This window comes from Streptomyces sp. NPDC059248, from assembly GCF_042753905.1.
Classification (GTDB): domain Bacteria; phylum Actinomycetota; class Actinomycetes; order Streptomycetales; family Streptomycetaceae; genus Streptomyces.
Map to the genome: position 1 here is coordinate 40,295 of NZ_JBHYZV010000062.1, position 8,922 is coordinate 49,216.

An 8,922-nucleotide genomic window follows, 5' to 3' on the forward strand; every position below is an offset into this window, starting at 1 on the left:
CGGTGTCCGGGGCGGAGGAACCGCCTCCGCCCCGGCCGCCGGACGGAGCTCACGGGTTTCACAGGAAGCCGTGAGTCAATCCCCCCATGCCCGCACCCCGCCCCCGCGCCGCCCGTGCCGCGGTCCTCGTGGCCTTACCCCTCCTGATCGCGGCGGCCCCGCCGCTCACCGCCCCCGCGACCGGGGCGACCTGGGCGACGGGCCATGCGGCGTCACCCCGGCCCGCCACCGCGTCCTGCACCACCCCCGACATCCCCCTCGGCTTCGCCCTCCTCCACGACATCGCGACCGCCCTGCGGGACCATCCCGCCACCGTCGCCGTACATCTCGACGACCCGGCCTCCGGCACTACGTGCGAGCTCCGCGCCGACCGCGCCTTCGACTCGGCGAGCGTGATCAAGGTGACCGTGCTCGGCGCGCTGCTGATGGCCGCCCAGGAGGAGGGCCGGCGGCTCACCTCCGAGGAAGCCGCGCTGGCCCGCGCCATGATCACCCGCTCCGACAACGAGTCGACCAGCACCCTGTGGCGCCGGCTGGGGGTGGAGCGGATCGAGGCGTTCCGCAAGACCGCCGGAATGACGCGTACCGTCCCCGGCGCGCGGGGCGCCTGGGGCCTGACGCAGACCACCGCACGGGACCAGAACGCCCTGCTGAGCCTGTTGACGACCCCTGGCTCCGTGCTGACGGACGCGTCCCGGGAGTACGCGCTCGGGCTGCTGGCCGACGTCGTCCCCTCGCAGCGCTGGGGCACCCCGGCGGGCGCGCCGTCCGCCGCCACCGTACGGCTGAAGAACGGCTGGCTGCCGCGGCGGAGCGACGGCTGGCGCGTGCACAGCGCCGGCACCTTCGCCGTCGGGGAGCGGCGCTACCACCTCACCGTTCTGACCGAGGACAACCGGGACATGGACGGCGGTGTCGCCGCGATCGAGGCGGTCTCGCGCGCGCTCCACGCCCGGCTCGCCCCGGCGGCCGGGGGCTGAGACGACCGCCCTCGTCGCGCCACCCGTTCCGCCCGGCGTACGCCCCACGCCGTGACCATGTCACCACCGTGTAACTGTTCACCCCTGTCCGCGCCCGCGTACACAACCTTTCACCCCCCTGACAGTCATCTCCTGCGACGGATGTACCGAACGGATGTGCGCCCGTCGTATCGACTCCAGGGGATGGGAACCTTCCATGACTCGCCGCCGCACCGCGATGACCGCGGCGCTCGCCGCCGCCGCACTGGTGCCCACGCTGCTCTCGGCCGCTCCGGCCGCGGCCGCCGCACCACAGGTCACCTGCGTGTCCAAGAAGCCCGGGCTCGCCACCAAGCTCGTCAAGGACATCAACGCCGCCCTGAAGGGCCGTAAGTCCACGACCGCGATCTATCTGAGCGACCGCACCACCGGCACCACCTGCCAGCTCCGCGGCACCACGAAGTTCGACTCCGCCAGCATCGTGAAGTCGACGGTGCTCGCGGCGCTGCTCCATGACGCGGACCGGGCGAAGCGGAATCTCACCACCCGTGAGAAGAGCCTCGCCAAGGCCATGATCACCAAGTCCGACAACAACTCCACCACGACCCTGTGGAAGCAGCTCGGTACGACGAAGATCCAGCGCTTCCTCACCGCCGCCGGGATGACGCAGACCGTGCCCGGCAAGAACGGTTACTGGGGACTGACCCAGATAACCGCCCGTGACCAGCAGATCCTGCTGTCCCGGCTGACGGACAAGAACACCCTCCTGAAGGACTCGTCCCGGGCCTACGCCCTCCAGCTGATGCGGGACGTCGTCTCGTCGCAGCGCTGGGGCACCCCGGCGGGCGCGCCGTCCTCCGCGACCGTGCAGGTGAAGAACGGCTGGCTGCCGCGGAAGAGCAACGGCTGGCGCGTCCACAGCATCGGCGCCTTCACCGGCCGCGGCCACAACTACTCCATCGTGGTGCTCACCCACGACAACAAGACCATGCAGGACGGGGTGAACACCATCCAGGCCGTGTCCCGGGCGATCCACAAGGACGTCAGCGCGAAGGCCACGGCGCGGGGCGTCTTCGTCCCGACGGGTGTGCCGCACGAGTCCGTGCCCGCGACGCCCGAGCTGGGCCCGCTGAGCGCGATTCCGGCCCGCTCCTGACTCCACCCCGGCACCGGCTCGCACGCTCTGCCCGGACTCCTCCCAGCCGTCTCCCGCCCGTCTCCCGCCCGTCTCCCGCCCGGCTCCCGCCCGGCTCCCGCCCGGTGCGCGCCCTCCGCGCGCGCCGGGCGTACGCGTATCGGACCGTCGCGCTTCGTCACTCCGCGTCGCCGATTGTTGCGACGGGATGAAAATCGGATCGCGCCGCGTTGACCAGATCCGTCGACAGAGACAGCGACAGCCATGGCGCGCGTCGGCGAAGGCGACAACGACGGCGACGGCGACAACGAACATCAACGGGGAGGCATCACGTGGCGGCGGCCCGAGGGGCGAAGGACACGGCGGCGGACCGGCCGGGGGAGCCGGACGGAACCCCGCCCGGTGGTGAGGGGCGTACCCCCGGGCCGCCGCCGGGCTGGGCGCGCCGGCTGTGGGGGTACGCCTGGCGCTACCGCCTGACGGTCGTCCTCGCCCTCGGCTCGTCCCTCCTCGGCATGGCCGTCATGGCCCTCGTCCCGCTGATCACCAAGGTCGTCATCGACGACGTCATCGGAGAGGGCGGCGCCGGCACCGGCTCCCTCGCCTTCTGGACCGGTCTGCTGATCGCCGCCGCCGTCGTCGTCTACGCCCTGACGTACGTCCGCCGCTACTACGGCGGAAAGCTGGCCCTCGACATCCAGCACGACCTCCGTACCGGGATGTACGACACGATCACCCGGCTCGACGGCCGCCGTCAGGACGAACTCTCCACCGGTCAGGTCGTCGGCCGCGCCACCAGCGACCTCCAGCTGATCCAGAGCCTGCTCTTCATGCTCCCGATGACCATCGGGAACGTCCTGCTCTTCCTGGTGTCCCTGGTCGTCATGGCGTGGCTGTCGCTGCCGCTGACCCTGATCGCCCTCGCCGTCGGCCCCGCCCTGTGGTGGGTCGCCCGGCACAGCCGCACCCGTCTCCACCCCTCCACCTGGTACGCGCAGAGCCAGGCCGCGGCCGTCGCGGGCGTCGTCGACGGGGCCGTATCGGGCGTCCGGGTCGTCAAGGGCTTCGGCCAGGAGGGCCAGGAGTCCGGCAAGCTCCGCGCCGCCGGACGCCGGCTCTTCGCCGCCCGGCTCCGTACGATCCGGCTGAACTCCCGCTACACCCCCGCCCTCCAGGCCATCCCCGCCCTCGGCCAGGTCGCGATGCTCGCCGTCGGCGGCTGGCTGGCCACCCGCGGCCAGATCACCCTCGGTACGTTCGTCGCCTTCTCCACCTATCTCGCCCAGCTCGTCGGGCCGGTACGGATGCTCGCCGTGGTGCTGACCGTCGGGCAGCAGGCCCGCGCGGGCGCCGAACGGGTCCTGGAGCTGATCGACACCGAGCCCGCCCTCAAGGACGGCACGAAGGAACTCCCCGCCGACACCCCCGCCACCGTCGAGTTCGACGACGTCACCTTCGGATACGGGACCGGGGACGGCGCCCGGCCCGTGCTCGACGGCTTCTCCCTGGAGATCGGCGAGGGCGAGACCGTGGCCGTCGTCGGCGCCTCCGGCAGCGGCAAGTCCACGGTCTCCCTGCTGCTGCCCCGCTTCTACGACGTCAGCCGGGGCGCCGTCCTCGTCGGCGGCCACGACGTCCGCGAACTGACCCTCGCGTCCCTGCGCTCCGCGATCGCCCTGGTCCCCGAGGACAGCTTCCTCTTCTCCGACACCGTCCGCGCCAATATCGCCTACGGCGCACCCGACGCCACCGACGAGGAGATCGAGGCCGCCGCCCGGGCCGCCCGCGCCGACCGCTTCATCGCCGAACTCCCCGACGGCTACGCGACCCGTGTCGGCGAGCACGGACTCACCCTCTCCGGCGGCCAGCGCCAGCGGATCGCCCTGGCCCGGGCCATCCTCACCGACCCCCGGCTGCTGCTGCTCGACGACGCGACCTCCGCCGTCGACGCCCGGGTCGAGCACGAGATCCACGAGGCGCTGCGCGCGGTGATGGCCGGGCGCACCACCCTGCTGATCGCCCACCGCCGCTCCACCCTCAATCTCGCCGACCGGATCGCCGTCCTCGACGGCGGGCGGCTCACCGCCATCGGCACCCACGACGAGCTGGTCGAGAGCTCCGCGCTCTACCGCCGGCTGCTCACCGACCCGGACGAGCTGGGCGGGGTCTCCCCGGGGCACGCCCCCGCCCTGGACGGCGTACCGGAGGAGACCGGCCGGGACGTCCTCGACGAAGGATTCGCCTACGACCCGGAGCGGGGCGTCACCCCCCGGCTCTGGGTCCGGGACGAGACGGTCGTCCCAGGGACCGCCCCGGACGCCACCCCCGAGCTGCTGGCCCAGGTCGCGGCGCTGCCCCCGGCCGACGGCACCCCCGACGTCGACGAGGAGCGGGCGGCCCGGCCCGACCCCGAGCGGCGCGGACTGCGCCTGGTGCTCCACGGCTTCGGCCCGGCGCTGCTGCTCAGCCTGCTGCTGGTGGCCGTCGACGCGAGCATGGGCCTGCTGCTGCCCGTACTGATCCGGCACGGCGTCGACCAGGGCGTCGAACAGGCGGCGCTGGGCGCGGTCTGGGTGGCGTCGGGCCTGGCGCTCGTCGCCGTACTGGTGCAGTGGGCGGCGCAGATCGGCGAGACACGGGCCACCGGCCGTACCGGTGAGCGGGTGCTCTACTCGGTCCGGCTGCGGATCTTCGCCCAGCTCCAGCGGCTCGGTCTCGACTACTACGAGCGCGAGCTGACCGGCCGGATCATGACGCGGATGACGACCGACGTCGACGCGCTCTCCACCTTCCTCCAGACCGGTCTCGTCACGGCCTTCGTATCCGTCGTCACCTTCTTCGGGGTCCTGGTGGTCCTCGTGGTCATCGACGCGTCCCTGGCCCTGATCGTCTTCGCCACCCTGCCGCTGCTGATCGTCGGGACGTTCTTCTTCCGCCGGGAGAGCGTGAAGGCGTACGAGCTGGCCCGGGAGCGGGTCAGCGGGGTCAACGCGGACCTCCAGGAGTCGGTGACGGGGCTGCGGATCGTGCAGGCGTTCCGGCGCGAGGAGGCGGGACGGGCCCGTTACGTCGCCGGGAGCGACGGCTACCGCCGGGCCAGGGTCCGCGGCCAGTGGCTGATCTCGATCTACTTCCCCTTCGTCCAGCTGCTCGCGTCGGTGGCGGCGGCGGCCGTTCTGATCGTCGGCGCCCACCGGATCGACGCGGGCACCCTGACGGCCGGCGCCCTGGTGGCGTACCTCCTCTACATCGACCTGTTCTTCGCCCCCGTCCAGCAGCTCTCCCAGGTCTTCGACGGCTATCAGCAGGCCGCGGTCTCCCTCGGGCGGATCCACGAACTGCTGGAGGAGAAGCCGTCGACCACCCCGGCGGCGCGGCCCGCGCCGGTGCGGGGGCTGCGCGGCGAGATCGCCTTCGAGGGCGTCGACTTCGCGTACGCGGGCGACGCGACAGCCGCGGGCGACGACGCGATGGCCGTGGACACGGACGGGGGCCCGGGCGCGCCGGACAGCGCACCGGGCCCGTCGGCCGCCCCGCGGCCGGGGGTGAAGGACCGCGCCCTGACCGGGATCGATCTGCGGATACCCGCGGGCCAGACCGTGGCCTTCGTCGGGGAGACCGGCGCGGGCAAGTCGACCCTGGTCAAGCTGGTCGCGCGGTTCTACGACCCGACCAGGGGCCGGGTCACGGCCGACGGCGTCGACCTGCGCGAGCTGGACATGACCGCGTACCGGCACCGGCTGGGCGTCGTCCCGCAGGAGGCGTACCTCTTCGCCGGGACGATCCGCGACGCCATCGCCTACGGGCGTCCCGGTGCCGAGGACGCCGAAGTGGAGGCGGCGGCCCGCGCGGTCGGCGCCCACGACATGATCGCCACCCTGGACGGCGGCTATCTGCACGAGGTCGCCGAGCGGGGACGCAATCTCTCTGCGGGACAGCGCCAGCTGATAGCCCTGGCCAGGGCCGAACTGGTCGATCCGGACATCCTGCTGCTCGACGAGGCGACCGCCGCCCTCGACCTGGCCACCGAGGCACAGGTCAACCAGGCCACCGACCGGCTCACCGGCCGCCGGACGACGCTGGTCGTGGCCCATCGCCTCACCACCGCCGCCCGGGCCGACCGGGTGGTCGTGATGGCGGACGGCCGGGTCGCGGAGGACGGCACCCACGACGAACTCCTCGCCCGCGACGGCCGGTACGCCACACTCTGGCGGACCTTCACCGGCGAGAACACCCACCCGGACGGCGACGGCGACGGGGACGGGGACGGCGAACGCGCCCCGGTGGTGGTTCGTTAGGACCCGCCCCGACCAGGGGTGCCGCCTTCGTCACGGGATCGCGACCCGGCCCGTGACAACCGTTCCGGGGCCGGAACGCGTCGTACGCACATACGGACCGTGCGCGGACGGCGTACGGATGGCGTACGGACGGCCCCGCGACACGGCCGACGACACCGTCACGGGTGAGGGGATACGGCAGTGCTGGAGCTCAGCGGAACGGTCGGGCGGGCGCACGGGACGGACGACGAGGGGGATCGTACGGACCCCGGTGACACCGGCCGGTCCCGGGCGGGCCGCGTGGCGCGGGGCGCGCGGGGCAGAGCGCGGCGGCTGGTGTCGTACGGCCTCGCCGTCCTGCTGGCCGCCACCTCCTTGACACTCGCCGACCCGGGTACGCCGTCCGCAGCCGCCCGGGGGAGTAGCCACGAGCCGTCCGCGCCGCTCCAGGGGGACGGGCGCGACGGAGACGGACCGGGCTTCGACCAACCGGGTATCGGCGAACCGGGCGGGGACGAGAACGAGGCGCTTACGGCCGGCGGGGAAGCGACCGGCACCTTCGAGGTCCACGCGGCCGGGCCCTGCGCGGGCCGGCTGATGAAGCGGATCTCCTTCCGTACCGGTGAACTGAGGGTGTTCCAGAACCAGCGGTACGCCTGCGCGGTCACGGTCGCCCACAAATCGGGCCCGCGGCGGCCGATGCGGCTCTCCATCCAGACGCTCGGCGCCCGGCCCGTCGTCGACGAGGGCCGCTACACCCGGCAGGCGGGCCCCCGGACCGTCTACGCCAACGGGCGTTGCGTCCGGGCCTCCGGATCGGTCGCGGGCTACGGCACCAGCACCGGCTGGATCCTCTGCTGAGACACCGTCATCCACCGCCCCGCGAAACACCATGTCCGGATTCCGAACCCGAAAACCTATGCGAAAGATCCCGTTTCGTGGCTTCCTGGGCAAAGTCTTCGCAGGTCATGGCCGTTGGGGTCTGGCGGCGAGCACCTCCGCGCCGCTAGGTTCACGGCGACCCACGACGAGTCATCAGGGGAGGGTTCATGCGTAAGGCGCTCAGGGGAGTGCTGCCGCTCGCGTTGCTCATCGGCACCGTGAGCGCGACCGGCGCGACGGCCGGGGCGGCTACCGCCGCCGAGCCGGCCGCCGAAGCCGCCGGGGCACCGGCGACCGCGGACATCAAGGACCGGATCCTCGCGATACCCGGCATGAGCCTGATCGAGGAGAAGCCGTACCCGGGGTACCGGTTCTTCGTCCTCAACTACACCCAGCCGGTGGACCACCGCGATCCGCGCAAGGGCACGTTCCAGCAGCGGCTGACCCTGCTGCACAAGGACACCAGCCGTCCCACGGTCTTCTTCACCTCCGGGTACGGGCTGAGCACCACCCCCCGGCGCAGTGAGCCGACGGCCGTCATCGACGGCAACCAGGTCTCCATGGAGTACCGCTTCTTCACCCCGTCCCGGCCCGCGCCCGCCGACTGGTCCAAGCTGGACATCTGGCAGGCCGCCAGCGACCAGCACCGGATCCACCGGGCGCTGAAGAAGATCTACGACCGCAAGTGGATCTCCACCGGCGGCTCCAAGGGCGGGATGACCGCCACGTACTACGAGCGCTTCTACCCGCGCGACATGGACGGCGTCGTCGCCTATGTGGCCCCGAACGACGTGCGGAACGACGAGGACTCGGCGTACGACCGCTTCCTCGCCAACGTCGGCTCCCAGGAGTGCCGCGACCGGCTGAACGGCGTTCAGCGGGAGGCCCTCGTCCGCCGGGACGCGCTGTCGAAGATCTACACCGACTGGGCGGCGGCGAACAACCGCACCTTCAACACCGTCGGATCGCTCGACCGGGCCTTCGAAGCCGTCGTCCTCGACTACACCTGGGGCTACTGGCAGTACAACCTGGAGGCCAACTGCGGCTCGATCCCGGACGCGAAGACCGCGACCGACCAGGAGCTGTGGAACTCGATCGACGAGGTCTCGGGCTTCTCCTTCTACACCGACCAGGGACTGGCGCCCTACACGCCGTACTACTACCAGGCCGGTACGGAGCTGGGCTCGCCCGACGTCGAGCAGCCGCATCTGAAGGGGCTGAGCCGCTACGGCTACCAGCCGCCGCGGAACTTCGTGCCGCGTGACATCCCGATGCGCTTCAAAAAGCACGCCATGAAGGACGTCGACAGCTGGGTCCGTAACAACGCCCGGCAGATGATGTTCGTCAACGGCGGGAACGACCCCTGGAGCGCCGAACCGTTCCGCCTGGGCAAGGGCGCCCGGGACAGCTATGTCTACACGGTGCCCGGCGCGAACCACGGTGCCAACATCGCCCAGCTGCCCGCCGAGCAGCGGGCGGCCGCGACGGCGTCGCTGCTGGAGTGGGCGGGTGTGGCCCCGGCCGCCGTCCAGCAGAACGAGGCCAACGCGAAGCGGCTGACGAAGTTCGACGTCCGCCTCGACAAGCAGGACCTCAAGCAGGAGCGGGCCCTGCGGCGCTGAGCCCCCGGGCAATCGGGCACGTGACCGTCTGACTGCCTGAGCGACGA

The 8,922-nt window shown here is 72.1% G+C and carries 5 protein-coding genes; all 5 read left to right on the forward strand.

Translation table 11 applies throughout. The annotated features are described in order from the left end of the window. Positions 1 to 86 precede the first annotated feature (86 nt). The 5 genes from ACFXG1_RS24320 to ACFXG1_RS24340 all read left to right on the forward strand — a co-directional run bounded on the left by ACFXG1_RS24320 (position 87) and on the right by ACFXG1_RS24340 (position 8,875). Entirely contained in the window at positions 87 to 980 is an 894-nt protein-coding gene (locus ACFXG1_RS24320; RefSeq protein ID WP_384744525.1) for a serine hydrolase, read from the forward strand. A gap of 196 nt (positions 981 to 1,176) precedes the next feature. Then, entirely contained in the window at positions 1,177 to 2,115 is a 939-nt protein-coding gene (locus ACFXG1_RS24325; protein WP_384722731.1) for a serine hydrolase, read from the forward strand. Between the two features lie 428 nt (positions 2,116 to 2,543). Then, complete coding sequence (locus ACFXG1_RS24330; RefSeq protein WP_384744530.1) at positions 2,544 to 6,392, forward strand: ABC transporter ATP-binding protein; 3,849 nt, start codon at positions 2,544 to 2,546, stop codon at positions 6,390 to 6,392. A 180-nt stretch (positions 6,393 to 6,572) separates the two neighbouring features. Continuing rightward, positions 6,573 to 7,232, forward strand: a complete 660-nt coding sequence (locus ACFXG1_RS24335; RefSeq protein ID WP_384720879.1) for a hypothetical protein — start codon at positions 6,573 to 6,575, stop codon at positions 7,230 to 7,232. 188 nt (positions 7,233 to 7,420) lie between these two features. Beyond that, entirely contained in the window at positions 7,421 to 8,875 is a 1,455-nt protein-coding gene (locus ACFXG1_RS24340) for a S28 family serine protease (protein WP_384744528.1), read from the forward strand. Positions 8,876 to 8,922: the final 47 nt, after the last annotated feature.